Annotated in this window: 27 protein-coding genes; 1 reads left to right on the top strand and 26 read right to left on the bottom strand. The window is 43.5% G+C overall.

Annotated elements, in window-relative coordinates; genetic code table 11:
- Positions 1-7: 7 nt before the first annotated feature.
- Genes panB through GLV98_RS03270 form a run of 7 tightly spaced genes read right to left on the bottom strand, consistent with a single transcriptional unit; the run spans position 8 to position 5,683 of the window.
- Entirely contained in the window at positions 8-829 is an 822-nt protein-coding gene (gene panB / locus GLV98_RS03300; protein ID WP_160912062.1) for a 3-methyl-2-oxobutanoate hydroxymethyltransferase, read from the bottom strand.
- Positions 822-1,814: a biotin--[acetyl-CoA-carboxylase] ligase gene (locus GLV98_RS03295; protein ID WP_160912059.1), complete on the bottom strand. Its 993-nt coding sequence runs from the start codon at positions 1,812-1,814 to the stop codon at positions 822-824. Before GLV98_RS03295 ends, panB begins: the two co-directional genes overlap by 8 nt.
- The gene (locus GLV98_RS03290) at positions 1,790-2,992 is read right to left on the bottom strand and encodes a CCA tRNA nucleotidyltransferase (RefSeq protein ID WP_160912057.1); all 1,203 of its coding nucleotides are present in this window, start codon (positions 2,990-2,992) and stop codon (positions 1,790-1,792) included. The genes GLV98_RS03295 and GLV98_RS03290 overlap by 25 nt, the downstream gene beginning before the upstream one ends.
- A complete protein-coding gene (gene bshA / locus GLV98_RS03285; RefSeq protein WP_202409884.1) occupies positions 2,985-4,112 on the bottom strand; it encodes an N-acetyl-alpha-D-glucosaminyl L-malate synthase BshA in 1,128 nt (375 codons plus the stop codon). Before bshA ends, GLV98_RS03290 begins: the two co-directional genes overlap by 8 nt.
- Positions 4,113-4,128: 16 nt before the next feature.
- Positions 4,129-4,533 carry a methylglyoxal synthase gene (locus GLV98_RS03280; protein WP_160912055.1) on the bottom strand — a complete coding sequence of 135 codons (405 nt, stop codon included), beginning with the start codon at positions 4,531-4,533 and terminating at the stop codon, positions 4,129-4,131.
- 15 nt (positions 4,534-4,548) lie between these two features.
- The gene (dapB, locus tag GLV98_RS03275) at positions 4,549-5,349 is read right to left on the bottom strand and encodes a 4-hydroxy-tetrahydrodipicolinate reductase (RefSeq protein ID WP_160912053.1); all 801 of its coding nucleotides are present in this window, start codon (positions 5,347-5,349) and stop codon (positions 4,549-4,551) included.
- Positions 5,342-5,683, bottom strand: a complete 342-nt coding sequence (locus GLV98_RS03270; protein WP_160912050.1) for a nucleotide pyrophosphohydrolase — start codon at positions 5,681-5,683, stop codon at positions 5,342-5,344. The genes dapB and GLV98_RS03270 overlap by 8 nt, the downstream gene beginning before the upstream one ends.
- A 341-nt stretch (positions 5,684-6,024) precedes the next feature.
- Between GLV98_RS03270 and GLV98_RS03265 the strand changes: the two genes are divergently transcribed.
- Positions 6,025-6,897: a YitT family protein gene (locus GLV98_RS03265; RefSeq protein ID WP_160912048.1), complete on the top strand. Its 873-nt coding sequence runs from the start codon at positions 6,025-6,027 to the stop codon at positions 6,895-6,897.
- 59 nt (positions 6,898-6,956) lie between these two features.
- On the opposite strand, the gene GLV98_RS03260 is transcribed toward GLV98_RS03265, so the two are convergent.
- From GLV98_RS03260 to hepT, 19 genes are all read right to left on the bottom strand, one after another.
- The gene (locus tag GLV98_RS03260) at positions 6,957-7,631 is read right to left on the bottom strand and encodes a zinc metallopeptidase (RefSeq protein ID WP_160912046.1); all 675 of its coding nucleotides are present in this window, start codon (positions 7,629-7,631) and stop codon (positions 6,957-6,959) included.
- A 63-nt stretch (positions 7,632-7,694) separates the two neighbouring features.
- Entirely contained in the window at positions 7,695-8,396 is a 702-nt protein-coding gene (locus GLV98_RS03255) for a hypothetical protein (RefSeq protein ID WP_160912044.1), read from the bottom strand.
- 54 nt (positions 8,397-8,450) lie between these two features.
- Positions 8,451-9,026 (bottom strand): DUF1405 domain-containing protein, encoded by a 576-nt coding sequence (locus tag GLV98_RS03250; RefSeq protein ID WP_423785002.1) that lies wholly within the window; start codon positions 9,024-9,026, stop codon positions 8,451-8,453.
- Between the two features lie 81 nt (positions 9,027-9,107).
- Positions 9,108-10,085 (bottom strand): menaquinol-cytochrome c reductase cytochrome b/c subunit, encoded by a 978-nt coding sequence (locus tag GLV98_RS03245; protein WP_337193703.1) that lies wholly within the window; start codon positions 10,083-10,085, stop codon positions 9,108-9,110.
- 28 nt (positions 10,086-10,113) lie between these two features.
- Positions 10,114-10,788, bottom strand: coding sequence for a menaquinol-cytochrome c reductase cytochrome b subunit (gene qcrB, locus GLV98_RS03240; RefSeq protein WP_035504929.1), 675 nt, complete (start codon positions 10,786-10,788; stop codon positions 10,114-10,116).
- Between the two features lie 3 nt (positions 10,789-10,791).
- Positions 10,792-11,301, bottom strand: a complete 510-nt coding sequence (locus GLV98_RS03235) for a ubiquinol-cytochrome c reductase iron-sulfur subunit (RefSeq protein WP_160912040.1) — start codon at positions 11,299-11,301, stop codon at positions 10,792-10,794.
- A gap of 133 nt (positions 11,302-11,434) precedes the next feature.
- A complete protein-coding gene (locus GLV98_RS03230; RefSeq protein WP_160912038.1) occupies positions 11,435-11,890 on the bottom strand; it encodes a YpiF family protein in 456 nt (151 codons plus the stop codon).
- Between the two features lie 106 nt (positions 11,891-11,996).
- Positions 11,997-12,557, bottom strand: a complete 561-nt coding sequence (locus tag GLV98_RS03225) for a ReoY family proteolytic degradation factor (protein WP_089652570.1) — start codon at positions 12,555-12,557, stop codon at positions 11,997-11,999.
- Between the two features lie 32 nt (positions 12,558-12,589).
- Positions 12,590-13,843, bottom strand: a complete 1,254-nt coding sequence (locus GLV98_RS03220; RefSeq protein ID WP_160912036.1) for a tetratricopeptide repeat protein — start codon at positions 13,841-13,843, stop codon at positions 12,590-12,592.
- Positions 13,844-13,860: 17 nt separating this feature from the next.
- Positions 13,861-14,733, bottom strand: coding sequence for a hypothetical protein (locus tag GLV98_RS03215; RefSeq protein ID WP_160912033.1), 873 nt, complete (start codon positions 14,731-14,733; stop codon positions 13,861-13,863).
- A 65-nt stretch (positions 14,734-14,798) separates the two neighbouring features.
- The gene (gene aroA, locus GLV98_RS03210; protein ID WP_160912031.1) at positions 14,799-16,088 is read right to left on the bottom strand and encodes a 3-phosphoshikimate 1-carboxyvinyltransferase; all 1,290 of its coding nucleotides are present in this window, start codon (positions 16,086-16,088) and stop codon (positions 14,799-14,801) included.
- Positions 16,089-16,100: 12 nt separating this feature from the next.
- Entirely contained in the window at positions 16,101-17,201 is a 1,101-nt protein-coding gene (locus GLV98_RS03205; RefSeq protein ID WP_160912029.1) for a prephenate dehydrogenase, read from the bottom strand.
- Positions 17,198-18,295: a histidinol-phosphate transaminase gene (gene hisC / locus GLV98_RS03200; protein WP_160912027.1), complete on the bottom strand. Its 1,098-nt coding sequence runs from the start codon at positions 18,293-18,295 to the stop codon at positions 17,198-17,200. The genes GLV98_RS03205 and hisC overlap by 4 nt, the downstream gene beginning before the upstream one ends.
- 13 nt (positions 18,296-18,308) lie before the next feature.
- Positions 18,309-18,671 (bottom strand): chorismate mutase, encoded by a 363-nt coding sequence (gene aroH / locus GLV98_RS03195; RefSeq protein ID WP_160912938.1) that lies wholly within the window; start codon positions 18,669-18,671, stop codon positions 18,309-18,311.
- Positions 18,671-19,750, bottom strand: coding sequence for a 3-dehydroquinate synthase (aroB, locus tag GLV98_RS03190; RefSeq protein WP_160912025.1), 1,080 nt, complete (start codon positions 19,748-19,750; stop codon positions 18,671-18,673). The genes aroH and aroB overlap by 1 nt, the downstream gene beginning before the upstream one ends.
- The gene (aroC, locus tag GLV98_RS03185; protein WP_160912022.1) at positions 19,750-20,919 is read right to left on the bottom strand and encodes a chorismate synthase; all 1,170 of its coding nucleotides are present in this window, start codon (positions 20,917-20,919) and stop codon (positions 19,750-19,752) included. Before aroC ends, aroB begins: the two co-directional genes overlap by 1 nt.
- Positions 20,920-21,036: 117 nt before the next feature.
- A complete protein-coding gene (locus GLV98_RS03180) occupies positions 21,037-21,837 on the bottom strand; it encodes a CheR family methyltransferase (protein ID WP_160912020.1) in 801 nt (266 codons plus the stop codon).
- A 378-nt stretch (positions 21,838-22,215) separates the two neighbouring features.
- Positions 22,216-22,662, bottom strand: coding sequence for a nucleoside-diphosphate kinase (ndk, locus tag GLV98_RS03175; protein WP_160912018.1), 447 nt, complete (start codon positions 22,660-22,662; stop codon positions 22,216-22,218).
- Positions 22,663-22,753: 91 nt separating this feature from the next.
- Positions 22,754-23,725 carry a heptaprenyl diphosphate synthase component II gene (gene hepT, locus GLV98_RS03170; protein ID WP_160912016.1) on the bottom strand — a complete coding sequence of 324 codons (972 nt, stop codon included), beginning with the start codon at positions 23,723-23,725 and terminating at the stop codon, positions 22,754-22,756.
- Positions 23,726-23,731 lie beyond the last annotated feature (6 nt).

Raw genomic sequence — 23,731 nt, 5'->3', positions numbered from 1 at the left:
TTACACCTTACTCCTCTGGCAGTTCATTAAGGTTCATCGTAAATGTATGGGATTCTTCAGGAAATGCCTTCATCTTCACTTCTTTCACATAAGATTGTACCGCTTCTCCTAGAAGATGGTTGCTGTCAATATATGGCTTGACGAACTTCGGTAATCGATCGACCCCATATTTTAGTATATCGTGGTAAACGAGAACCTGGCCATCGCACTCTGCCCCGGCACCAATCCCGATTGTTGGGATGGACAAGAGGTTCGTAATTTTCTCTGCTAACTGCCTAGGAACACACTCTAGAACAAGAGCCATAGCACCAGCCGCTTCGATTTCAAGCGCTTCTTCGATGAGTCGTTCGGCTGATCCCTGATCTTTCCCCTGAACCTTGTAACCCCCGAGAACATTGACCGATTGCGGAGTCAAACCGATATGACCGACCACAGGTATCCCGGCATGTACGAGCTTTTTCATCACTTCAGAAACCTCGCCGCTGCCTTCAAGCTTCAATGCCTGAGCTCCTGTTTCCTGATAAAGTCTACGTGCATTTATCAACGTATCCTCTGTGGAAATATGATAGGACATGAAGGGCATATCAATGACTTTAAATGTGTCAGGTGCACCACGATGGACCGCTTTTCCATGGTGGATCATATCCTCCATGGTCACCGGAATCGTTGAGTCATAGCCAAGTACCGTCATACCCAAGCTGTCTCCGATGAGAATCATATCGACATTCGCTTCTTCTGACATTTTCGCTGATGGATAATCATAACTTGTGATCATGACGATTTTGTCTTTGTCATCTTTCATACGCAGGAACTGTGCCTTATTACGCATGATATCCTCCCTCTCCCCAGTGAATTTCCGCTGAATATAGTTTCTCTTCTTCTCCATCTTTCCTTCTTGCGCGTAAGGCTCCATCTGGCTCAATCCCTACAAGGGTCGCCTGCCACGTTTTCTTCATTGTAGAAATGGTCACTTCTTCTCCGATTTTGTACCCGAAGTGCTCCCAATCCTTCTTAATGGATGCAAATCCTTGTGCCTCAAACCGTTCATACGTATCTTCAAAAAGACGTAGGATGTGTTGAACCGTTTGTTGAATATTCCAATGTTGATTGGATTCGATTTTAAGTGAAGATGCTTTGTACTTAATATCTTCGGGGATTTCACGATCTTCCTGATTTACGTTCATCCCCATACCCAGCACAATATATTGAATCGTATCCTGTTCCGCTTGCATTTCGGTTAGAATTCCTGATATCTTCTTATGATTAATTAATAAATCATTCGGCCATTTGATTTGTGGAGCCAACGCAGACCTTTCTGCAATCATCCTTGCTAATACGGTTGCTGCCAGGAGAGTGATTTGAGGCGCTTGCACCGGAGGAAGATTTGGGCGTAAGAGGATACTCATCCATATCCCCTTTCCTTTGGGTGAATCCCAATTTCTCGACATTCTCCCTTTCCCTTTCACTTGCTCATCTGCAATGACTACAGTTCCATGCGGTTTCCCCTGTTTGGCAAGCTGATGCACAATTTCCTGGGTGGATTCTACCTGGTCGTAATGATTCAATTCATGACCGATCCATTTTGTATCCAATCCCCATCTGAGAGTGTTCTCACTGATCTTATCGGGAGAAGACAAAATTTTATAACCTTTACGTTGGACGGCTTCAATTTCATATCCGTCCTTTTTTAATTCGTTCATATGCTTCCAGACGGCTGTCCTTGATATTCCCAACTGGTCGGAAAGTTCCTGGCCTGAAATATGACCTTCTACGTTATTGAGTAACTCGATTAGTTCCTTGCGGGTGGATTCCATTCCCTCACCCACTCCTTTATAATTTCATAATCATTTTCTATTTTCCCTGTGACTACATGGTGTTCAATTTTGCTCATCCATTCTGAGATCCAAGGACCTTTAGGCAGGTCTGACAACAACTGTAAAAGGTCACTTGCCTGAAAAGAAAGCTCCTTCTTTTCTTGGATAGGAAGCTGTTGTTTCCTCCTAGTCAATGCCTCGTTCAAATCCTCTTCTTCTGAATCTAAAGCGGATGACAACCTTGAGAATGATGGGAAAAGTTCTTCGTCTAATTGATAAACAAGCCACGCATTCACTTTCTTGTCTTTTTTATATCTTTTATAGGCAAGCAACAACTGCTCTGTCTTTTTCTTTGTATCCTTGGAAAGTTTCCATAACTTCATGAAATCTTCTGCTGATATCTGTGGATATTGCGATACATAATAGGCAATGATTTCATGCCAACCATATAAAGAGGATTCCGGCACATTCTTGTGGATGTCCAAATCTTTAAGGATTGGCAAATGATTCTTCAGCCCTGTGGTGTGCAGAAGCTCTACACCTAGGGCATAATCAGGCCCTCTGAAAATTTTCTCCGTTTCCACGGCAACCCTCTCAACGGAAATGTGTTCCAGTAAATGAGACAGTTGATTCAATGCTTCTTCGGTCTTCTTTTCAATCTGGAACGATAATTGGCTGGCAAACCTGACCGCTCTCATCATTCGTAAAGGGTCTTCTTCAAAACGCTCCTCTGGCATACCCACCGCCTCAATGCTCTGGTTTCGAATAGCATCGTGTCCGTTGTATGGATCTATAAGCTTGCCGCTCCTGCTCATAGCGATGGCATTGATTGTAAAATCTCTTCGCGCCAAATCAAGGTTGATATCCCGGACAAAAGTTACCTCATCCGGGTGACGGTAGTCTTCATAGCCTTCCTCTACGCGGTACGTCGTCACTTCATATGAAATGGAGCGATGGCGGACGATTACCGTCCCATGCTCAATTCCTACAGGGATTACTTTTTCAAAGATTTCCTGAATCTGTTCAGGCGTTTCTGATGTAGCTATATCAATATCATTGACAGGCCTTCCGCTTAAGTAATCACGAACAGCACCACCGACGATATAAGCTTCGCCCCCAGCTTCCTCAATCTTTTGAATCACTTCAAAGGCGGGTTTGAATACTTCGAGATTACTCATGATCCAACACCTGTTCATATAGAGATTCGTACTGTCTAAGAATTGTGCTCGTTGCAAACTTATCATGAACGACTCTTTTCGATTGTTCTGCCATCGTTTGATGTAGATCCTTATCCTCTAATACTTTTCTCGCAAAGTAAGAAATCTGTTCGACATTTCCAAGTTCTGCGATAAAACCGGTTTCCCCATGATCGATCACTTCTGGTATTCCACCGATATTTGTTCCGATACAAGGCACGCCGCATGCCATAGCTTCAAGGAGGACAAGTCCAAAGCTTTCTTTTTCAGATAACAATAATTTCAAATCTGAAATCGAAAGTAGTTCGCTGACATTTTCTTGTTTTCCTAAAAATAGGACACGATCTTCTAACCCTAGTTGCTGGACAAGTTGATGACATTCGGAATATTCCGGACCGTCTCCGACGAGGAGCAACTTCGCCGGCATTTGCTCTGCGACAGCTGCAAAGGTTTTGATGACATCCGTCACTCTTTTTACTCTACGGAAATTAGAAATATGGATAAGGACCGCATCTTCCTCCTGGATTCCATAATGTTCTTTCAGACGCTGGTCATCTCTACGATAATACTCCCGTTCATCTACAAAATTATAGATGACGTCAATGGACCTGTCTGTATGTAACATTTCTTTTGTCTGGTCAACAAGGCTTTGCGAGACAGCCGTGACTCTGTCCGACTGTTCGATGCCGAAACGAATCATTTGTTTAAGGCTGGAGTCTATGCCCAGGACCGTAATATCTGTTCCATGGAGCGTCGTAATAATTTTCACATCACGTTCACACATTTGTTTGGCTAAAATCGCACAAATCGCATGGGGCATCGCATAATGGACATGAAGGATATCCAGTTCCTCTCGATTGATTACATCTGCCATCTTAGCTGCGAGAGCTAAGTCATAGGGGGGATGCTGGAAGACTGGATAATTGCTGACTTCCACTTCATGATAATAAATATTCGGATATACACGGTTCAGACGGAAGGGAACTTGAGACGCCACAAAATGGATTTCATGACCTTTCTCTGCCAGCAACTTCCCAAGCTCTGTAGCAATGACACCTGATCCCCCTACGGTGGGGTAACAAGTGATACCTATTTTAGCCATAATTCGATCACTCCTGTTATCTGTTCATTTCAATGATGCCTTTCCAATCGAAGTCTTCATGATCCAAAGCTTGTATCATGATCTCCGCCATCGCTTGGTTTGTCGCTACAGGGATTTGATGGACATCACATAACCTGAGCAATGCACTAATATCAGGTTCATGCGGTTGCGCTGTTAGCGGATCACGGAAAAAGACAACCATATGCATCTCTTCACTGGCAATTTTCGCCCCAATTTGTTGATCGCCGCCTAGCGGTCCGGATTGAAACCTTGTCACTTTCAACTCTGCTTCGTCTGCAATTCTCATCCCTGTTGTACCTGTAGCAAATAATTGGTGCTTCGATAGAATGGAATGGAATTTTTTCGCAAAGCGGATAATATCTTCTTTCTTCTTATCGTGCGCAATCAATGCAATATTCATTGTAACCTCTCCCTGTTAGTCAAGTATGTGTTCAAGACCATATACGAGGACGTCAAGTTCCATCACACGTTCTGCAGCAAGTTTTACCCCACTCATGAAGGATTCACGATGAATGGAGTCATGTTTCACGGTCAGTGTCTCGCCATGTCCACCGAAAATGACTTCCTGGTGAGCCACAAGCCCTGGAAGTCTCATGCTGTGAATTTTCATTCCATCAACATCAGCCCCGCGTGCACCCTCAAGTGTCTCTGTTTCTGATTCGTGTCCTTGTTTGTGAGGGTCGCGTACCTCTTTAATCAATTCAGCGGTTTTAAGCGCTGTACCGGAAGGAGCATCAAGTTTTTGATCGTGATGCTTTTCAATGATTTCCACATCAGGAAAATGCTTGGCTGCCCACTTTGAAAATTGCATCATGAGAACAGCCCCAATTGCGAAGTTAGGAGCAATGATCGTCCCGACCCCTCTTTCCGATGCGAGGTTCGTCAACTCGGATAATTCATCCTCTGAAAATCCTGTGGTACCGACGACGGGCCTGATTCCGTTTTCAATCGCAAGCTTTGTATGTTTGTACCCATTCTCAGGTGTCGTTAGATCAATGAGAACATCAGCTTCCACTTCACTCAGACAGGTGGCAGCATCTGTATAGATGACCGCGTCCATATCAGGAAAACCATCCAGCTCTTTCACACTCTGTCCTTCATGCTTTCGATCAATACAAGCCACAAGTGAAAGAGTGGATTGATTATGGATCATTTTTAGTGCTTCCTTGCCCATTTTACCACGCGGGCCTGCGACAATCACTTTAATATTACTCACCTTTTGTACCTCCTTCTTTCCGTGTCCAGCGATCTTTATCTCTCGTCTCAATTTTACTCATGGATTGCTCAAAAGCATCAGAGAGGTCAATATCCAGTGAATTTGCAAAACAAGTAAGTACGAAAATAACATCCCCAAGCTCCTCTTCGAGTGCTTTATCTTCTTCCGTACCCTTTTTTGGCTTTTCGCCGTACCGATGGTTGATTTCTCTTGCCATCTCTCCGACTTCTTCTGTCAAACGTGCCTGAAGACTAAGAGGAGAAAAGTACCCTTCTTTAAATTGCGATATGTAATCATCCACTCTTTGTTGGATATCTTTTGTCGTATAATTCATTAAAAACCCTCGCTTTTTTAAGGACTCTCTCTAAATGTTAGCCAAAAGGGCGCCATTTGACAAATTTTTTAGTTTGAGACGATAAATTTATTGTTTCTTATTTATAAGCTCCCGCTTCTGGATGACTCCGACTTGTTAGAGGTTCTACCAGGACGACTCCGCATTTGAACACTTTCCATGGGCGGGCGATGAGACTCCCCAGGATGCGCCTTGCGAGTCTCATCCAAGCCAAACGTCCCATTATATCCTGATCCGGGCGCCTAGTAAGAATGATGTTATTGCCGCAATCGCTTGAATTATCTATAATTGAAGTCGTGTGAACAATTTTTGGAGGTGTACATATGAAAATCTTTGGATTACGTGTGAAAAATATCATATGGATCTTAATTGGATCCGCCATCTTTTCTTTCGGACTCGTTCATTTCAACATTCAAAATGAATTAGGGGAAGGTGGGTTTACTGGAATTACCTTACTACTTTTATACCTGTTCGAATGGGATCCTGCCATTATGAATATTGTGCTCAATATTCCGGTCCTCATCATCGGGTGGAAGATTCTTGGTCGCATCACGTTCTTTTATTCCTTAATCGGCATCCTTGCCGTGTCCGTTTTCATTTCAGTTTCTCAAAACTATATGATTGAATTCAACCTGTCCGATGACCTTACATTGGCTGCACTATTCGCTGGTGTGTTCATAGGCGTAGGACTAGGCATCATTTTCAGGTACGGCGGGACGACAGGCGGAGTCGATATTATCGCACGTCTTGTCAATAAATATCTTGGCTGGAGTATGGGAAGAGCTATGTTCCTCTTTGATGCCCTTGTCATTTTTGTATCGATTATCACATACCTCGAATACACAAGAGGAATGTACACATTAGTAGCCGTTTTTGTCGGGGCAAGAGTCATAGACTTCATACAAGAAGGAGCTTACGCTGCGAGAGGGACAACAATCATCTCTGAAAAAAGTGAAGAAATCTCAAGGCGCGTGATGGAAGAAATGGATCGAGGGGTTACCGTGCTCGAAGGAAGAGGATCCTTTTCTGGTACGAAGAGGGATGTGCTCTATTGCGTGATCGGTAAAAATGAAATTGTTCGACTCAAGTCAATAATCGACCATATTGATCCTCATGCATTTGTTGCTGTTAGTCATGTCCATGATGTGATGGGCGAAGGGTTCACCCTTGATGAGAACAAAAATCCTATCGACTAAATTTTTAAAATGGAACATATCAAAAAAACCGATCCTTATAAAGGATCGGTTTTTCTTACTTATTCTTCATTCATGCCCACGAACATGAATACAAAACGTAGCAATTCAGCAAGTGCAACGAGAGCAGCAGCCACGTAAGTCATAGCGGCAGCGTTCAACACTTTCTTCGTTTTGCGCTCTTCATCATTACGGATGACTCCAGTTGATACCAACTGGCTCATCGCTCGGTTTGAGGCATCGAATTCAACAGGCAAAGTAATCAACTGGAACAACACAGCCGCCGCGAAGAATACAATTCCTGCGAGAGCAAGACCGGTCATTCCTAGAAGAAATCCACCGATAATAAGGAAGATGGAAATGTTAGAACCGAAACTGGCCACGGGGACAAGTGCACTTCGGAAACGTAAAAACGCATAATCTTGTGCATCTTGAATCGCGTGACCGACTTCGTGTGCGGCAACAGCAGCTCCTGCTGTTGAACGACCATGGTAGATATCTGTTGAAAGACGAATCACTTTAGAACGTGGGTCATAATGATCAGTTAAATGTCCGCGTACTTCCTCTACCGCGACATTGTATAATCCATTGTCATCAAGAATTTTTCTAGCTACTTCGGCTCCTGACATGGCTGAGGATGTCGGAACTTTTGAATATTTTTTGTAGGTGCTTTTAACCTTGGATTGCGCCCACAGTGGAATAATCAATATCAGCGCAAAGTAAATAATAAAACTCATCTTTCATTCCTCCATATTGGATGTGAGTATATAGGTCAATTTTAGTCAAAAAATCATAAAAAATCAACTATGACCACTCTTCATTGTGTGTCTATTTTTCGAACTTTCTCTATAATTGATCGCCCCGACATAAAGCAAGGTCACTAATATCGCCCCACCTATGAAAATGGCTGTCAATAGGAAGGTACTCCAGTCTTGCTGGGACTTTTCTTTGACGAGTTCTAAAATCTTTCCGCTGAAATGTTCACGACCCGCATGTGTCTCCATCACTGATAATTCCTGCAGCAATTGGTCTGCTTCGTTCACTCTTGCCTTATTTACATAATTGAGCACAACGGGACGTATCAAGTTCCATTCCTCTTCAATGTCCTCAAGAGGAACGGAAGAAACAGTACGATCTGATAAATGCTCAAGCTTCTCTGCTAGGATAGGGTATGGATGATCAGAAGAAGTAACTTCTAGAAAAGTAAGGAGACCCTCTTTCCATATAGTTTCATCGGGCTCATCTGTTGAATTATAGATATCCAGGTGCGTCCATGTTTCTTTATGGGGATCGGGTAGGGTTTGGACATATTGTTCCATTTCTGCATAAGTACTATTCCAAAGCCGCTCAGCAAGATCAAACTTTCCATCAGCAGCTAACTTTCGGTATTGGGATGCAAAAGATTCCCAATCAGGGGGGGCCTCCGACCATGAATGAACAAGGCCAGATGGTATGAGTGTGAAAATAAGGGAACAAATAAACAACAACATGGCACGTCCCATTTCACTTCTCCCCTCTCACAAGTATTATTTCATTTTATGAGAAGGAAAGGAATTTTAGACCGGGGATTTTCTTCTTACAGTTAAGACATAAGCAAAAAGGATACACCCGATACTAAGCCAAAATGTAAAATATCCGATCTCGTCCATATATTCAACAATGGCTGGATATACAGGCATTTGACCAAAAACATAATCAATCACATCATTGTGAAGCGTCCATATAGCAGCAACAACGATATGTCTCATTTCTATTTTATAAAAAGGAGCATACAGAACCCCTTGTACAGCCATGGCTCCATGTGAAAAAACTAACATAAAACCTGTCCATGGAAGTGACCCATATTCTAATAAAGTCAATCCGTTCATAACGACCGCCCATACTCCATATTTTAAAAGGGTAATGATGGCAAGCGCTTCTATGTAAGGAATATTTCTTCCAAATATATAAAATCCAAGGAATATGGTGAAAAACAAACTGGCTGTCGGGCTGTCTGGAACAAACAACAGAAAGATGGGTTCGGTTACCGACAGCTGAGGTTCATACCATATGTATCCGTAAATGGTTCCAAATAAATTAATGAAAAAAAGCATGATTAAAAATGATCGGTTCGTCAACAAGTAGGTGATCATTTGTTTCATGTTACCTCTAACCTCCGATACAAATGTAGCCGCGCTTTTTAAAAGCGCGGCTACATTGAATTAAGTATCTAATTACTCTTCAGATCCTTCGCCAGAAGAACCTTCCTCGGATCCTTCTTCAGATCCTTCACCAGAAGAGCCTTCCTCAGATCCTTCTTCAGAACCTTCACCAGAAGAGCCTTCCTCAGATCCTTCTTCAGAACCTTCACCAGAAGAGCCTTCTTCAGATCCTCCTTCGGATCCTTCTCCGGAAGATTCTCCGCCTTCACCACCAGCTTCACCGCCGCCAGCTTGAACGACGAATTCAGCAAGTTGCTGAAGCTCTTCATCACTTCCGCCAAAAATACCAGCAGGCATCTCACCGACACCATTTACAGCTATATCTTTGACTTGATCGACTGTCAGTTCAGCATCAATCAAGGATGGATAGTTTCCTTGTCCTTGCAGAGCATCCCCGTGACAGCTCAAACAGTTCGCTTCATAAATCGCATAACCGGGATGATCTTTATTAATTGTTGATTCAACCGCTTCTACGTTGACTCCGTACTTCTCTGCACGCATTTCATAATCAGCATGAGAAACAGATTCATAAGTCAACCAGAATGTTGCGATAAAACCTAAAAGCATCAATCCAACAGCAATCGGACGCTTATGAGGGCGTCGTTCTGGACCACGATCCAGGAATGGCGCCAGCAGCAAAGCACCGAAGGCTAAACCTGGCATAACAATGGCACCGAGAACGATGTAATCTCCACCTGCGAATTGATATTTTAAGAATTGATACAAGAATAAGAAATACCAGTCCGGCAATGGAATGTAACCTGCATTGTTCGGATCCGCCTGTTGCTCGAGTGGTGATGGGTGAGCAGCAGTCAAGATAAGGAATCCAATCAAGAAGACAGATCCTACGAGCCACTCCTTCAACAAGAAGTTAGGCCAGAAGGCTTCTGTACGGCCTGGGTATTCCGAATAGTCTTTTGGTAAGTTGGCTTTTCGTTCAGCCGTGATCCGTGAATCACCGACGAACTTCATCCCTTTTCCCCTATGCACAGCTTTCCCTCCTTTTTAACGATACATTTTATAGTGGTCCGGAAATTCCTTGCTTACGGATTAAAATGAAGTGGAACGCCATTAACCCGAAAAGTGCAGCCGGCAAGAAGAATACGTGAATAGCAAAGAAACGTGTAAGCGTTTGAGCACCAACGATCGATGGATCTCCGGCGAGCAGCGTTCGAATTTGGTCGCCGATGAATGGTGTTGCTGCAGCGATTTCAAGACCGACCTGAGTCGCAAAGTAAGCCTTGTTATCCCATGGTAGCAGGTATCCTGTGAAGCCAAGCCCTAACATGACGAAGAACAAGAGTACACCAATGACCCAGTTCAACTCACGAGGTTTTTTATAAGCTCCTTGGAAGAATACCCGTAGCGTATGTAAGAATAACATGACGATGACGAGACTCGCTCCCCAGTGGTGCATACCACGGACGATTTGACCGTAAGCAACCTCTCGTTGCAAGTAATAAACAGATTTCCAAGCGTTTTCAATGTCCGGCACATAATACATGGTCAGGAACATCCCGGACAAGATTTGAATGACTGTTACAAAGAAAGTCAATCCACCAAAACAATACACAAATGCTGAAAAGTGGTGTGCTGGGTTTACGTGTTCAGGAACTTCGTGATCTGCGATATCACGCCAAAGCGGGGTAATATCTACACGCTCGTCCACCCAGTCGTAAATTTTTTGAAGCATGTATTATGCCCCCCCTCCTGAATCTTTCGTTTCACCTAAGTAAAGCATACCTTCTTCAACTTTAAACTCGAAACGAGGCAGTGGCGCCGTCGGTGGAGTTCCTGGCACGTTGGTTCCGTCTTTCGTGTAACGGCCAGCGTGACAAGGACAGAAGAATTGGTTCGGGTACTCCTCATTGGAAGCCCAGTCGACCGTACATCCCAAGTGAGTACAAATCGGTGATAGTGCTACAATTTCATCATTCTCGTTTCTGTACACCCATGCCGTTTTCTGAACTTCTGATTCATACCAAGCATCCACTTGATCGATCGTCCATTCAAAACGTTGTGGTTCATTGGTAATTTCATCAACAGAAGCTACGGAGACGAAATCTCCACCCTCTTTCGTTTTCAATACAGGATCGATTGCAAAACGAACCATCGGTGCAAGCATTCCGGCTGCCATGAAACCGCCTACACCAGTGAGTGTGTAGTTGAGAAATTGGCGTCGGGATACTCGTTTTTTATCGCTCATTCTTTTCCCCCCTCTATGCTGTAATCCATGCGACATGGATTGATTACACACAGTTTACTAGGACATTACCATGATAGCGCAATCTCAAGGCGCGGTCAATAAATTATCAAACCTTGTCGGAACTTTTATCCAGTCACCAATAGGCCTGGATCAATTCACTGATCTGGTGGGCTTGTTCACGAACGAACGATTGTGTTTCCGTAGACTGGATATCGCCAGAACCCATGCCAGGTACCCACAGCACATGGCCTTCCAGTTCTCCTTCGTATTTTTTCCATTTGCTGTCGAAAGTAAAGAGGAAAATGTGATGGAACGGCTGCTCTTTGAACTTATGAATCCAACGATTGATCCTCTCTTTTTCGTCAGCTTGTGATCCTTCAAGATAATGATAATCCGGCGCTAGGAAGATCCTTCCCTTGTATTCTTTTTCAATCAGGTTCGTAAACACTTGGTTCAACTCCCGCTGGAAGGCTTGCTTCACCATGTGTTGGTCGTTCCCTGGATCAAATGGAATCAATGGAATGATTACGGTATCAATATACTGTTTTTCCGGTATGTATTGCGTAGTATCTGCTTTTGTCCATCTCATAATTCATTTCATCCTTTATCTATGTATCATTTTCTCTTTATTTTACTATATTTAAACAAAAATGAAAGCCGTGATCTTCTCGTTTGAAGATCACGGCTTTCTTATTTCATAAAAATGCATTCAAATCCTGTTTGACTTTCTCAAGCTTTCCACACAATGCTTTGAATTCATCACGCTCTCCATTGATCAGAGCTTCGTCAATGCGATCTTCTATGCTTTTCTGCCTGTGTTGCAAAAGACTGACCGACAATAGGCGTTCCGCTTCATTTTTATCTCTGTCATTTAAGTAGTAGTCTTTTGGAAGATAAGGATTTTCCTCGAGTACGAGAGCATATTTCGAGCATTGCTGTGCATTCTCAAAGTTCATTTGTATATAGACAGGTTCTCCTTGATTCATCCTTAGATCATGGAACGACTTCTCGGCATCATTCGTCATAACCTGGCCTTTATAAAAACGGAAAGGTGGGTCAGAAACACCCTGGGCACTGATTTCCATGCCACGTGGACAAAACTTCACTTCCTGGACAAAATGGACACTTGACAAAAGAGATTCATGGTTCATTAAATAATTCAGAATCCAAACACTCTCTCGCTTTTTCAACTGAAAGTGATTCAAAAACCAGCGGACAAAGTCTTTTTTCTCATCCACAGAGATTGGTGTTTGCATATGGGCGCCCCTCCTGCGCTTAATTAATCAGCTCATTGTTCTTTCAGCCGCTCAACGAAGTCCTCAACTTCTGTATCTGTAGGGTCGATCGCCAGGTATTCTTCAAAAATCTGTCGTGCTTCAGACATCCTTCCTTCTTCTACAAGAAAGTATCCGTAATATTTCAAGAAATCCGTATCTTCTTTCAAGGAAGGATACGCTTGTTGATACTGCTCATAAGCCTCCTTAAACTTCTCTTCTTCTTCGTAGGCCTGAGCGAGTTCCCACAAGTAATTCGGGTCTTCCTCCCCGAGGGAGATCAACTCGTTGATCAGATCGATGATCTTTTCATTCATATCATCAGCCTTATAATTTTCAATCAGGAATAGAACCGCTTCTTTATATCCAGGGTCCAAAGCAACCGCTTCTCTCATCCACTTGTAACCATCTTCTTTGTTGCCCTGTCTATGAGATAACGTACCGGCAAGATGATAGAGTTCCTTGTTGAATTCATCTTTTGCAAGTCCTTGCTTAGCCATTTCTAATGCTTCCTTCGGCATACCCTCCGAATCATAAGCCTGAGCCAAGTGTGGATAAACCGATTGGAAATAAGGGTCCTTTTCAATCAACTCTTCCCATACATGGATGGCAATGTCATTACGGTTTGCCTGGAACGCTACGAAACCATAACGAAACATGACATCAGGATTATCTTCTTCGACTTTTTGGAAATACTCAAGGGCTTGTTCGAATTCTCCATTAGCTGCATAAGCTTCAGCCAATCTTGTAGCAACTTCAATATCACCAATGACCGGCTGATGGTGCATCGCATTCTCATAATAAGGGATACTCTTCGAATATTCCCCATTCGAGAAGGCGAGCTCACCTAACGCAAAATCAATAATGGCTGAATTCGGCTCCACTTGTTTAGCCATCAATAGTTTTTGTTCAGCTACTTCATAAAGTCCTTGCGCCTGATAAAGATCCGCAAGCTGCACGAGCGCTTGCAAATAGTCTTCATCTTCCGGCCCAAATTGGTCAAGCAGTTCAATCGCTTCGTCATCTTCATCAAGATCAATGTGAATCTCTGCCATCATGACTTTTAGTTCTTGTTCTTTAGGGTAGCGTTGAATCAGTTCGTGCAACACCATCTTCGCTTCTTCGAGCATCCCCCATTGCATGTATAGTTCTGCAATCGTGAACCTCTCTTCTTCATCTGCTTCTGGTAAATATTGTGTTAGAGTTTTTATAGCATCTTCCGTCTTGTGGGCTTCCATTTGACGGATGGCTTTTTGAATTTCCTCCATGATGACATCCTTTCCGCTTAAACAAAATGCTTGTGAATCTTCACTTGTATGTGGGATCCAGGCGTTTCATCGATGACCTTCTGGTTCACCTGTTTCACCTGTCCATTCATAACCGTTACATTCGGAACAGAATCATGATATCTAAAATCCTCCGCCTCTTCAAACGTTCGGCCTTCTGAAAAGCGATAGAGATTATAGTCCGCATGCCCTCCAGGGACGATTCCGCCTTTATGAGGATAGATCCCGCTATCTTTTAAATTTTTCAATGAGAGTATCTCATCATCCTGTACGTCTGTTAGCTTTATGATACCATACTGTTCGCAAAGTGAAGACCACAATTCTGCATAGTTGTTCGACGTATTCTCTGTATCTTTGACGAACATTGTCAACGGCATTCGTTTATAAGCCTGCGCCTGAGCTACCCATTCCCAACAAACTTCCGTAAGTTCTCTTGCGGACTGCACTTCCACACATAAAAAGGGGCTTCCTTTTCTAGCAAAGAAACGGACCATTTCAGGCCGCAGCATCTTTGCCGGCACAACAGGTATGACCATATAATCGAGAGGCAGTGATTGGCATCGATTCAAAAATTGGTCATATTGATTTCGGTAGTGACGTAAACTAGTCACTAGGTGTTGTGTGAGTAACAAGGTACACCCTCTTTTTATGTAGCGATTCCCTGTGTCGGTTACCGAGGGTGAAAAAGCAAGCGGCTCTTTACGATCCATCATCACATGCCCTGGACTGACGCGAAATCCATCCACCACCATCAACGTATAAGGTTCTTTTCCGGTTCGATCTCTGACGAACTTCTCTTCCTTAACTGTGCATTCACTGAAACAGGGACCTTCGTCATTTTCAACATTCCCTTGAAACCAATAAGCTCCCATACGACGAAACCTCCAAGTAGGCTTTTTATATCGTATGAGAGCTTTACATAAACTATGAAGTTAATTTAGTTCAAGACTTGATTTAAATCTGTGAAAAATGATGGATACGAGATGTTGATACAATCTTTGTTCTTGACGATGACTTCTCCCTCACAAATTAAGGATGCGATTGCCCCCATCATCCCTATACGGTGATCTCCATAAGAATCGATGGATCCCCCTTTTAAAAGTGAACCACCTTGGATAATCATTCCATCCTCTTGTGCCTGGACATCTGCGCCTAGAGAAGTGAGTGTTTCAACGACCGCTTCAATTCGATCCGTTTCCTTGAAACGCAGTTCCTCCGCATCTTTAATAATCGTTTTTCCTTCTGCTTGCGTCGCTGCCAGAGCAAGGATCGGGATTTCATCAATCACATTCGGGATCAGATCCTCTTCTAACGTCGTTCCTTTCAGTCGGCTGTGACGAACGACGATGTCCCCAACGGGCTCACTTCCAATATGCGTATGTACCTGGACTTCTATATTGGCGCCCATATCTTTCAGAGCTTTTACAATCCCGTCACGCGTCGGATTAAGCCCGACATCCCGAATCACCAATTCACTACCAGGAACAATGGATGCGGCCACTAGGAAAAAGGCTGCCGAAGAAATGTCTCCGGGGACTTTAATATCAGATGCGCTAGGCTTTTGTCCACCCTTTATTTTGATAGATCTGCCTTCCACTTCTACATCCACTCCGAATTCAGGAAGAAGCATTTCTGTATGATTTCTGGTTTCCCCAAGCTCTATCACTTCTGTTTCACCATCTGCCAACATACCTGCTAATAGTAAAGCAGACTTTACTTGAGCACTTTTCACTGTCAGTTCATGACGTGATCCTTCAAGCTTTTTGCCACGGAAGGCAAGTGGCAGCAAGGAGTCATCTTCACGACCTCGGATGTCCGCTCCCATCAATCTAAGAGGTTTGATGACACGGTCCATAGGGCGTTTGGACAAAGACTCGTCTCCGAAGGCTGTCGTAAACAGAGGAAGGCCTGCAAGAACTCCGCTCATTAACCGTGCCGTTGTCCCTGAATTCCCGAAATTGATCGGTTGGGATGGCTCTCGCAGATGGGAAATTCCTTTTCCATGTACCGTGATCTTCGTCCCATCTTGCACGATCTCCACGCCCATGAGGCGAAAGGCTTCGACGGTTCGCAAGCAATCTTCACCGGTAAGAAAATTCGTAATGACAGAAGTTCCTTGCGCCAATGCTGAGAAAATGACGGACCGGTGGGAAATGGATTTATCTCCGGGAACAGATAATTCCCCATACAGTCGCTTATCTGTTGGTTTCAACTCAATACTTGACATAGGAATCCTCCTCTATTGTTGGATCATTACTTCATATTGGTAGTGATCTAAGATTTCTTTACTCTTCCATTGTTCTGCACTTGTAGCAAAGCTGATTCTCAGCACTCCCGTAATCCCTTCTCGAATTTCAAGGATTTGGATGTTTTTAATGCTGATCGCCTCTTCCGCCAGGATTCCGATCACATCACGGATCGCACCTGGTTGGTCATGGATATCTACGTAGATGTCATAGAAGGAAGGGATGGCTCCTTTGTCTTTTGTTGGTAAGCCGTCTCTGTACAATTTAGCATCAGATAGATACTTGTATGTCTTCTCTTTCTCCCCTTGGGAAAGATAGGTTCTTATCCTTTCCATCTCACCAATCCAGTCATCGAGCATGGAAATGAGGAGTGTTTTATTTTGAAAGAAGATATCCTGCCACAATTTCGGGTTGCTCGAGGCGATTCTAGTAATATCTTTGAAGCCCCCGGCTGCCATCTGCTTAATATATGGATGTGTGCCTTCCCACTCTTTTGCCTGATGGACGAGAGAAGAAGCGATCAGATGAGGAAAATGAGAGATGACCGCGGTCATCTCATCATGTTCTTTCGTCGTGAATGTCACAAAACGTGCCTTCGTTTCTGATAACAACTCTTTAATCACGTCCGCTTCTTTCTCATCGGCATGAACAGATGGAGTCAACACATAAATCGCATTCTCAAACAGGTGGGGCTTGGCGGCCGTATAGCCATGTTTGTGCGAACCGGCCATCGGATGTCCTCCTACGAAGGAGAGGAAAGGATGGGATAATCGGTTCGCTGCTTCAAGCACTTGGTTTTTCACAGAAGATACGTCTGTCACAAGTAACGGTTTTTTCAAGTCCATGGATTCGAGTCTATGGATGTAATCGATGGTAATAGAAATCGGGGTAGCTAAAATGCAGATATCTGCTTCCTGCGCCGCTTCTTCAAAATGGAAAGAGGCTTGATCGATCACCCCTTGCTTCAAAGCCATGTTAAGTGTTTCATCATCCCCGTCCATTCCAATGATAAATACATCCTCTTTCTTAGAGACGTTCATAGCTATAGAACCACCGATGAGCCCTAAACCAACGATGAGTATTTTCTGCTTCATTGTTCACCGATAGAAGCAAGTTTTTGTTTCATCGCTTCCTGAATCTCCTGCATATCTTCTTCTTTCCCGATCGTCAAACGGATGGTGTTCGGCAAACCTAGCGCTTCCCCAGAGCGTACGATAAACCCTTTTGTTAACAAGTATTCGAACATTTCATCTCCACTACAAGGCAAGTGGATCAAAAGGAAATTCGCCTGGGTATCGAAATAACCCAACCCATGATCATCACAGAACTGCATCAAAGCTTTTTTATTTTTCCGGTTTTCATCAACCGTCTCTTTAATAAACTTCTGATCATCCAAGGCTAAGAGAGCAGCCGCTTGCGCAACCGTTGAAGTATTGAAAGGCTCGCGGGAAGGCTCAAGAATCTGAATGACCTCTGGGTGTCCCACACCATAGCCGATTCGTAAACCTGCTAAACCGTATGCTTTAGAGAAAGTGCGAAGGACCATCAGGTTTGGATAGTGGTTCAACGCTTCTATGGAATCAAAGGCATCCTCCGCTTCCAAGTATTCGTAATATGCTTCATCAATAACAACAAGAACGTGATCAGGCGTCCGTTCCAGAACCGACTGCAATGTCGTTTGGTCAATATGGACACCTGTCGGATTATTGGGCGTGCAAATCCATAGGACACGTGTTTGCTCATCGATATTTTGAAGCATGCCTTCTAAATCATGGTGACCATCGATCAGTGGGACTTCTCTGACTTCCGCACCTTCAATCAAAGCATTATGGCGATACTGCGGGAACGTCGGTGTCGCCATAACTGTGTTGGCACCCGGCTCAAGGAATGTACGGCAAATGATTTGAACCACTTCATCTGAACCATTTCCGAAAATCAACTGGTTCTCTTCCACACCGACGAAACGGGCGACTTTCTTTCTGATTTCTGCGCCATATCCATCAGGGTAAATTTCTAAATTCGAGATCAACTTCGGCAATTCTTTCTCAACCACAGGAGAGAAACCGAATGGATTTTCATTGGAAGCAAGTTTAACGATTCGATCCAAACCGAATTCCTTCTTCACTTCCTCAATACCTTTCCCTGGCTTGTATGGTTTCATATTCTTTAGAATGTCTTTGGCTTTCATTGGGATACTCCTCTCAACTCTTTAGATCTGGTCTCAGTTGTTTTGCATCATTATGATAGATATGCTGAATATCTTTTTGGGAAATTTCCGTTTGTACGGTCACCATGACCCTGATACACTTCTCAAGACTACCAGGCACAGGAATTTCCCGCATGCACATGACCGGGACATACGTCCATCCGTCTATTTTCCTCAGGGACTTTGCAGGAAAAGCATCATTCAGATCCTCCGTCACTGTAAAATAGACCGAAACAACATCCGTTGCTTTAATATAATTAGAAGCTATGACATCTCGAAGCAATTGATAGGATTGTTCTACAATTTCATCATGTTCATTTCTTTCAACCGTTGTCGCTCCCCTTACACCTCGAATCATCATTCTCCACTCACCTCGTTTATTAAAAGAGACATCTGTTCTAGTAGTTGCTCCTCCTCGACTTCCACAACATAAGGGTCACTCAGTTCATGAAGTAGGACGAAATTAATTTTCCGCCGGAGGGTTTTCTTATCAAACATCATTCTTTCCAACATTCGTTCAGGACGGATCCTGGTTAAAACGGAAATTGGATAATGATTTTGATCCAACCATTCCTTATAGGCTTTGATAGGAAGCTGCGCGCCTTTAATATCGTTACTCACCTTCATCATAAATAACAGACCTACGGCCACAGCTTCCCCATGGGTGATTTCACCGTAACCAAGCTCAGCTTCAATGGCATGAGCAAGGGTATGACCTAAATTCAAGTACTTCCTGATTCCGGCTTCTCTTTCATCCTTTTCTACGATCGAAGCCTTCACCTGGATCCCTTTCATTAAATCATTCTCTAACTGGTCCACAGAAAGTTCAGAAAGATTTGCTTTTAACAGGCGCCGGGTCCATTCATCATCACTTAGAAAAGCATGCTTGATCACTTCCCCATACCCAGAACGGATTTCACTCTCCGGCAACGTTTGGATCGTTTCGATATCGTAAATGACTTTCACAGGGTGATAAAAGGAACCAATCAAGTTCTTTCCTTCAGAGTGATTGATGGCTACTTTTCCGCCTACACTGCTATCATGAGCCAGGATTGTCGTGGGCATTTGGATGTAATCAATACCGCGTAAGTACGTGGATGCTACAAATCCTGCCAAATCCCCGACCATCCCTCCACCGAGGGCGATGATGAGAGATTTGCGATCCAATTTCAGCTCTACACATCTGTCAAGAAGTTCTTCATACCTGCCCATGCTTTTCGAAGACTCTCCTGCAGGAACGACTGCAGTAAATACAGAAGCTGCCTCTGATAAGCTTCCTTTCACATCTTGCAAGTAATGATCCTTAACCGTACTGTCTGTAATGACTAATATAGAAGTGTAATCGGATGAGATGAACTCACTCAAATTATGCCGCAGACCATCTCCAATCAAAACTTCATAGTCATGACTACTTGATCGGACCGTAACAGAAGCCATTAAAATTCACGTACTTCCTTGCGGTAGTCATCGACAGCACGTTTCAGACGAGGGAAGTAGTCGGCTGGAAATTCATCTGTAATGGCTTGAGCCAGCTCAAAAGCTACGATATGCTCCATGACGACAGAAGCTGCCGGGACGGCGCAGGAATCGGAGCGTTCAATACTTGCGTTAAACGGTTCTTTGGTTTCGATATCGACACTCTGTAAAGGCTTGTACAAGGTCGGGATTGGCTTCATGACCCCTTTAACGACAATCGGCATGCCCGTGGTCATTCCACCTTCAAAGCCTCCGAGGCGATTGGTACGACGGTAGTAACCTCGTTCCTCGCTCCATAAAATCTCATCATGAACTTCGCTTCCGTTTCTACGAGCGGCTTCAAAACCGATCCCGAATTCGACCCCTTTATAGGCGTTAATACTCATCACAGATCCAGCGATTTTCGCATCCAGTTTTCGATCATACTGAACATAAGAACCGATTCCAGGTGGCATTCCTTCTACATAAACCTCAGTTACCCCACCAATGGAGTCTCCTTCTTTCTTCGCTTCATCAATCGCATGCATCATTTTCTCTGCCGCTTTTTCGTCGAAAGTACGGACGGGCGATGCCTCTGAAATTTCTCTCCGTTGTTGCAATGTCAGGTTTTCGTCAACATCTGATACAATGCCTGCGATTTCACGCACATATCCGGTCACTTCAATGCCAAGTTCTTTTAAAAGCACCTTGGCAACGGCGCCTGCCCCAACACGAGCTGCTGTTTCCCTTGCTGACGAACGTTCGAGCACGTTCCTCATATCTCGATGACCGTACTTCATTCCGCCATTCAAATCCGCATGACCCGGACGAGGTTTCGTCACTGTTCGACGAATCTTCTGTGTGTCCTCCGGTAGAGGATCTTCACCCATAATGTCCGTCCAGTGTTTAAAGTCATCATTATTTACGACGAGAGTGATGGGGGAGCCAAGAGTATATCCATGACGAACCCCACTCGTAATTTCTACTAAGTCTTTTTCGATTTGCATACGTTTCCCACGCCCGTATCCGCCTTGGCGTCTGATCAATGATTCATTTATTTGCTCTCTCAATAAAGGAAGATGAGAGGGAATTCCCTCGATAATTGTAGTCAGTTGCTTTCCATGTGATTCACCAGCGGTCAAGTAGCGCATAAACGTACCTCCTATGTATTCATCCCCTTAAAGGGGGTGTTCTAAATTTTAGATACTACTATATCATATGGATGTAGGTTTGTGTCGTTAAAATATCGGAATTTTTATAAAATAAGATTAGAAAGCGTTTCCCGTCTCTTTTTTTTGCCATTTTCTATAAAAAAACGTGTCATAAACTTCAAATCCATGCGTTTGTGGTGAAATAATCTGCTCTGTGCTTCCGACAAAGAAGATTCCCCCATCTACTAGGGAGTTGTTGAAGTTTTTGTAGATTTTCTGTTTCGCTTCTTCCGTAAAATAGATCATCACATTCCGGCAAACAATCAGATCAAAACCCTTTTGATACCGATCAGCTAAGAGATTGTGCTTTTTAAAGGTGACACTTTTTCTGATATCATCACGAACTCTATAGAAGCTGCCTTCTTTCCTAAAGTACTTTCTAAGTATATCTGGTGCCACTTCTTTCAAAGACCTTTCGTGGTACAGTCCTTCTTCTGCTTTTTTTAAGGCATTGAGATCAAGGTCTGTGGCTAGAATTTCTACTTGATCAAGAGGCATGTAACGATTCAATATCATAGCCAACGTGTACGGTTCTTCACCTGTGGAGCAAGCAGCACTCCATATACGCAACTTTTGTTTTTGTTGATGTAGATATGGAATGACCTTATGTTCGAGAACTTCAAACCTCTTTCTGTTCCTATAAAATTCAGAAACATTAATGGTCATACGATCCAATAATTCATCCAGTAAAAAAGCATCCTTTTCCAGAGCATTAAAATAACTATTGAAGTCATGATGACCGCGCTTCTCCCTTAAAGAAGTCAGTCGCCGCTTCATTTGGGCTTCCTTGTACTGTGATAAATCGACACCTGTTTTTCTATGGACTTTATCTATGAAATGTATGTAATCTTGACTCATCCCCAAAACTCCCTCTGCTTATTCCATTTAAGCGTACTCCAGCTTCCTCAGGTTGTAAACGAGTAAACCCCCATGATTAAACAAAAGCTCCCTATTCTTGATGACTCCGTTTCGAGATGTTTGTAGAAGTTTAAGGGCTCCGGGAAAAGGTTCGCTTCCGCCCTTTGCCATACAAGTTAAAAGGGGTTCGTTTCTCACCTTCATGGAATGGGGATTGGAAAGCTGCGAGACTCTCGCGGGAATGGATTGGCTTTAGCTGGACAGACCCAGCAGAGCTTTAGCTCGAGGAATCTCTCCGTCATCCCCACAGGAAAGCAAGTAGCTGTTTTCTTATGTTTATGAAATAAAAAAAGCCACCTTTGGAAGGTGGCTTTTTCATTAGTAGATCCAGTTAAGTGAATCTTTTTCGTAATCGACGAGTTCTTTTTCATCAAAGAACAAACCGATTTCTCTTTCAGCACTTTCTTTCGAATCAGAGCCATGGATGACGTTTTTCCCAACTGTTACACCATAATCACCACGGATGGTTCCTGGAGCAGCCTCAGAAGGCTTTGTAGCTCCCATCATTGTACGTGCCGTTGCAATGACATCTTCGCCTTCCCAAACCATTGCGAAGACAGGACCTGATGTAATGAAGTCTACAAGCTCACCGAAGAATGGTTTTTCCTTATGTTCTCCATAATGCTCTTCGGCAAGTTCTGTAGGAATAGCCATTAACTTGGCCCCTGCCAATTTAAATCCTTTACGTTCAAATCTTGCTGTAATGTCACCGATCAAATTGCGTTGTACACCATCTGGCTTAACCATCAAAAAAGTCTTTTCCATGACAAACACCTCATCTTATGTATAGTGTGAAAGCGCTTTTAATAAGTGCCATAAAAAAGTCTATCAAACAAAGGCAAGAAAGGCAATAGATTTATGCCCTTCTTTTACCAATATACTTTGCAATCCCTTTCAAGGTCTGTTTTGCACGGTTCGCCGGTAGCTTGTTCAAGGATTGATAAGCTTTTTTCAAATAGCGATCGCTCAGTTCTAATGATCGTTCAATCGAACCATTAGACTGTACTTTCTTGATCAAGTGCTGAAGTTGATCAGGTGTCAGCTCCTCTTTCTTTTGGAAAACAACATCCAATTCCTTCTTGAACTCTTTCTCTTCCATAGAAAAAAGTACAGGTAGAGTAATGTTCCCTTGTAGAAGATCACTGCCTGCGGGTTTCCCTAATTCCTTCTCAGATGCTGTAAAATCCAGTACATCATCGATGATTTGATAAGACATGCCGACATAGTACCCATACTGATAAAGGGCACGCTCATGGGCAGGATCTGCATTTGCAGCTATAGCACCGAGCCTGCAGCTGGCAGCGATGAGCAAGGCGGTTTTCCTTTTGATCCGTCTAAGATAAGTGCGTAGGTTTTGTTCGATATTATATTTATCCCGAATCTGTTCAATTTCCCCTAAGCATAATTCAACCATCGTGCCGGCAAGAATTTGATGAGCACGTGGGTTTTCAAGCACGGATAAATTCTCTAGTGACCTCGCAAATATATAGTCTCCTGTGTACATAGCTATCCGATTATCCCATCTTGATTTGATCGTAGGTGCCCCTCGCCTCAGCTCAGCTTCATCGATGACATCATCATGGACAAGTGATGCGGTATGTATAAGTTCCAAAGAGACGGCGACGGCTTTCATTCGTTCGATATCATAATCCCCGAATTTACCGCCTAGCAAGACAAAGACAGGACGGATGCGCTTCCCTCCTGCTTGCAACAATTGGCTGGATGCTTCCCTGAGTACTGGATTGTCCGATTTAATCGTGTCGTTTACAGCCTCTTCGATCACTGCTAAATCATTTTTAAGAAAAGAGTAAATCATTGCTAGTTTCATGGCATT

The sequence above is a fragment of the Halobacillus litoralis genome (assembly GCF_009856415.1).
Taxonomy (GTDB): Bacteria; Bacillota; Bacilli; order Bacillales; family Halobacillaceae; genus Halobacillus; species Halobacillus litoralis_C.
The sequence above is the reverse complement of the archived record's forward strand: the minus strand, read 5'-3'. Positions and strand labels throughout refer to the sequence as shown.

Excerpts from the sequence above, each read along its gene's own strand:
- GLV98_RS03295 (WP_160912059.1), bottom strand. The coding sequence starts at position 1,814 with ATGGAATCCACCCGCAAGGAACTAATCGAGTTACTCAATAACGTAGAA.
- GLV98_RS03235 (WP_160912040.1), bottom strand. The coding sequence starts at position 11,301 with ATGAGCGATAAAAAACGAGTATCCCGACGCCAATTTCTCAACTACACA.
- GLV98_RS03215 (WP_160912033.1), bottom strand. The coding sequence starts at position 14,733 with ATGGGAGCTTATTGGTTTCAAGGGAATGTTGAAAATGACGAAGGTCCC.
- GLV98_RS03225 (WP_089652570.1), bottom strand. The coding sequence starts at position 12,557 with ATGCAAACACCAATCTCTGTGGATGAGAAAAAAGACTTTGTCCGCTGG.
- bshA (WP_202409884.1), bottom strand. The coding sequence starts at position 4,112 with ATGGCTAAAATAGGTATCACTTGTTACCCCACCGTAGGGGGATCAGGT.
- GLV98_RS03250 (WP_423785002.1), bottom strand. The coding sequence starts at position 9,026 with ATGATCACCTACTTGTTGACGAACCGATCATTTTTAATCATGCTTTTT.
- ndk (WP_160912018.1), bottom strand. The coding sequence starts at position 22,662 with ATGGAAAAGACTTTTTTGATGGTTAAGCCAGATGGTGTACAACGCAAT.
- GLV98_RS03255 (WP_160912044.1), bottom strand. The coding sequence starts at position 8,396 with ATGGGACGTGCCATGTTGTTGTTTATTTGTTCCCTTATTTTCACACTC.
- GLV98_RS03260 (WP_160912046.1), bottom strand. The coding sequence starts at position 7,631 with ATGAGTTTTATTATTTACTTTGCGCTGATATTGATTATTCCACTGTGG.
- hepT (WP_160912016.1), bottom strand. The coding sequence starts at position 23,725 with ATGAAACTAGCAATGATTTACTCTTTTCTTAAAAATGATTTAGCAGTG.
- aroB (WP_160912025.1), bottom strand. The coding sequence starts at position 19,750 with ATGGCTTCTGTTACGGTCCGATCAAGTAGTCATGACTATGAAGTTTTG.
- panB (WP_160912062.1), bottom strand. The coding sequence starts at position 829 with ATGCGTAATAAGGCACAGTTCCTGCGTATGAAAGATGACAAAGACAAA.
- GLV98_RS03265 (WP_160912048.1), top strand. The coding sequence starts at position 6,025 with ATGAAAATCTTTGGATTACGTGTGAAAAATATCATATGGATCTTAATT.
- aroA (WP_160912031.1), bottom strand. The coding sequence starts at position 16,088 with ATGTCAAGTATTGAGTTGAAACCAACAGATAAGCGACTGTATGGGGAA.
- GLV98_RS03220 (WP_160912036.1), bottom strand. The coding sequence starts at position 13,843 with ATGGAGGAAATTCAAAAAGCCATCCGTCAAATGGAAGCCCACAAGACG.
- GLV98_RS03280 (WP_160912055.1), bottom strand. The coding sequence starts at position 4,533 with ATGAATATTGCATTGATTGCGCACGATAAGAAGAAAGAAGATATTATC.
- GLV98_RS03290 (WP_160912057.1), bottom strand. The coding sequence starts at position 2,992 with ATGAGTAATCTCGAAGTATTCAAACCCGCCTTTGAAGTGATTCAAAAG.
- aroC (WP_160912022.1), bottom strand. The coding sequence starts at position 20,919 with ATGCGCTACTTGACCGCTGGTGAATCACATGGAAAGCAACTGACTACA.
- aroH (WP_160912938.1), bottom strand. The coding sequence starts at position 18,671 with ATGATTCGAGGTGTAAGGGGAGCGACAACGGTTGAAAGAAATGAACAT.
- GLV98_RS03230 (WP_160912038.1), bottom strand. The coding sequence starts at position 11,890 with ATGAGATGGACAAAAGCAGATACTACGCAATACATACCGGAAAAACAG.
- GLV98_RS03270 (WP_160912050.1), bottom strand. The coding sequence starts at position 5,683 with ATGAATTATACGACAAAAGATATCCAACAAAGAGTGGATGATTACATA.
- GLV98_RS03180 (WP_160912020.1), bottom strand. The coding sequence starts at position 21,837 with ATGAGTCAAGATTACATACATTTCATAGATAAAGTCCATAGAAAAACA.
- GLV98_RS03205 (WP_160912029.1), bottom strand. The coding sequence starts at position 17,201 with ATGAAGCAGAAAATACTCATCGTTGGTTTAGGGCTCATCGGTGGTTCT.
- qcrB (WP_035504929.1), bottom strand. The coding sequence starts at position 10,788 with ATGCTTCAAAAAATTTACGACTGGGTGGACGAGCGTGTAGATATTACC.
- hisC (WP_160912027.1), bottom strand. The coding sequence starts at position 18,295 with ATGAAAGCCAAAGACATTCTAAAGAATATGAAACCATACAAGCCAGGG.